The sequence below is a fragment of the Sutterella sp. genome, from assembly GCF_052272535.1.
In the GTDB taxonomy this organism is placed as follows: domain Bacteria; phylum Pseudomonadota; class Gammaproteobacteria; order Burkholderiales; family Burkholderiaceae_F; genus Sutterella.
In genome coordinates this window covers 1-2,133 of the sequence record NZ_DAVZJY010000313.1, presented here as the reverse complement: position 1 = coordinate 2,133, position 2,133 = coordinate 1, and the positions used below count along the sequence as shown (strand labels likewise).

Annotated in this window: 1 protein-coding gene and 1 tRNA gene; one reads left to right on the top strand and one right to left on the bottom strand. The window is 66.9% G+C overall.

Features of this window, described 5'->3' with window-relative positions; translation table 11 throughout:
- Nucleotides 1–141: 141 nt before the first annotated feature.
- Nucleotides 142–217 (bottom strand) — tRNA-Arg (locus tag ACT6Y9_RS10595).
- A 215-nt stretch (nucleotides 218–432) separates the two neighbouring features.
- Between ACT6Y9_RS10595 and ACT6Y9_RS10590 the strand changes: the two genes are divergently transcribed.
- A complete protein-coding gene (locus ACT6Y9_RS10590) occupies nucleotides 433–1,872 on the top strand; it encodes an FAD-dependent oxidoreductase (RefSeq protein ID WP_443744504.1) in 1,440 nt (479 codons plus the stop codon).
- Nucleotides 1,873–2,133 lie beyond the last annotated feature (261 nt).

Sequence of the window (2,133 nt, the reverse complement as noted above, 5' to 3'; positions counted from 1 at the left end):
CCCTTCCGCGCGAAGCCGGAGCTTTGGGGAAGTGAAGCGTTCAACAGCGGTACGGGAGGCGTCGGGGATGCGGCAGTGCACCGCGGGAGGGCTGCCGGGCGGTGCGCCCGGAAAGTGATGACCGAAGGGAGGGGAAGCGCGTGGTGGGACCACCGGGACTCGAACCCAGATCCGACCCTTAGGAGGGGCCAGTTCTATCCAGTTGAACTATGGTCCCACCCTTCGGCGTCCATGCGGACTCCCCGCAGAGGGGGATCGAAGGACAGGGGCGGATTCTAGCATGCGCGGATTCTTCGCCGCAGGGCGTGGATATTCCGGATGCGCGCCCGACTTCCGCCGCTTCAGAATCAGGCGCATTCAGACACACGCCGGCCTCCCTCCACGCCGGTCCGGCGGTATTTCTCCTCCAACTTTCCCAAGGACTCTTCACTCATGACCCAATCCTCCCGCCGCGCACTGCTCTCCGGCCTTGCCGCCGCTCCGCTCACGCTGCTCGCGCCCGGCGACGCATCGGCCGCGCCTTCTCAGTCACAAGCGATCCCCGCCGACGCGCAGAAGTTCGACGTCGTGGTGGCGGGCGGCGGCGCCGCAGGCTGCATGGCCGCGCGCACGGCCGCAAAGGCCGGCCGACGGGTGCTCATCGTGCAGGCGCTGCCGATGTTGGGCGGAACCTCCGCGATCTCCTCGGGTTGGGTTCGCGCCTGCGCGACCAAGTGGCACGAGGCACGCGGCATCCACGACTCGGCCGACGCCTACCGGGATGACATCATCGCCTACGGCCGCGGATCAAGAAACGAGAAGAAGGCCGCCATGATCGCCCGCGAGGCCACGGTCTTCGTGAACGACCTCATCGGACTCGGCGTCGAATTCACCGACGAGGAGGACCGCACGAACGGCGGCGAAACGTTGCGTGTCGTAAAGACCAAGGGCGCGGGCGGCGCATTGATGAAGAGGCTCGCCGAAGCCGTCAAGGCCGACCCCAACATCACGGTTCAAACAGGCGTACGCCTCGAGGATGTGATCCTCACGAACGGCGCCGTCGCGGGCGTCCGCCTGGAACGCAAGGGCGTCCGCACGGTGGTCCGCACGCCCGCGGTCGTTCTGGCTACGGGAGGCTTCGGGCGCAATCAGGCGATGATTGACGTCTTCACGCCGCCCTGGTCGCAGACGGGCCGCATCATGGACGTCGGCTGCCGGGGCGACGGCCTGCGGATCGCGACCGAGCTCGGCGCGGGCGCGCTCAACCTCAACATCGCCATGGTCTGTCCAACGCTCGAAGTGACCAAGGGCATCTTCTTCAGCTCCGCGCCGCTTCTCATGGGTGGCATCATCGTGAACGAAAAAGGCCGGCGCTTCACGAACGAGTACGTGATCTACACGCAGACGAACATCGACATGCTCAAGCAGAAGGCCTGCTGGGAGATCGTCACGCGCGAACTCCATCCCGTCGTTGAGGGCATGATCGAGAAGGGCGTTGCGACCGAGTGCGCCACCGTTGAGGACCTTGCTCGTCTAATCGGCTGCGACCCGGCGGGGCTGCGCGCCGACATCGAGGCGCACAACACCCAGACGCGCATGGACCCGAAGGACCGGCGCGATCCCTTCGGCCGCACGGTCTACGGCAAGGAACTGCGGCCGCCCTTCTACGCGCTTCGCATCAAGCCCGTGATGCTCGAAACTGTCGGCGGCTTCATGATTGATGAAAAGTGCCGCGTCACCACGCTTCTGGGGCGCCCCGTCGCCGCGGGTCTCTTCGGTGCAGGCGCGGCAGCCTTCGGCGAGCACTTCGGCGTCGGCTACCGCTCGGGCGAGGCCTATGCGTACGCAGGAGCGACCGGCATCACCGCGGGCCGCGAGGCGGCGGCCGTCTGACGCACGCCTAAACAGCTCGCCGGACATCCGACTTCGGGCCGCGTACATCCAAACGAAAGGCCCGGATCGCCGAAGGCTCCGCCTTCCCGATCCGGGCCGCATCCGACGCCGTCGGGCCGATCAGAGCGGCCGCAGCAGGCCCGGCCTCCAGGCCGGGCATAAACCTGCGGCAGGCGCCTCAAAAGCGTCCTACACCTTCGCGCCGGGCACTACCCGGCCTTCCTCATCTTGTCCTTGGCGAACTTGAAGATGAGCGTCTTC